The following is a 346-nucleotide window of genomic DNA, read 5'->3' on the forward strand; positions in this document are numbered from 1 at the left end:
GGGTGCTCCACCTTGGCCCGGATGCTGGCTTTCATGTATTCGATGTTGATGGCCGTTTTGTTCTTGCGTGGATGCTGTTTCAAGGTTCTTACCTTGCCGGGGCGCTCGGCGATCAGCCAGTCCACATCCACCTCGGCCAGCTCCTCGCGCTGTGGCGCCCCTTGGTAGCCGGCATCGGCTGAGACAAATTGCTCCTCTCCATGCAGCAGATTACCCAGCTGATTGAGGTCATGCTCGTTGGCCGCGGTGGTGACTAGGCTGTGGGTCAGGCCACTCTTGGCATCGACACCAATGTGGGCCTTCATGCCAAAGTGCCACTGATTGCCTTTCTTGGTCTGATGCATCT

1 protein-coding gene is annotated in these 346 nt (G+C 57.8%); it reads right to left on the reverse strand.

The genetic code is table 11. From position 1 onward, the window contains the following. The coding region (locus J9892_RS20500) for a transposase (RefSeq protein WP_210538809.1) at positions 1–346 on the reverse strand (346 nt) is incomplete at both ends.

Source organism: Aeromonas sp. Prich7-2, from assembly GCF_017939255.1.
In the GTDB taxonomy this organism is placed as follows: Bacteria; Pseudomonadota; Gammaproteobacteria; order Enterobacterales; family Aeromonadaceae; genus Aeromonas; species Aeromonas caviae.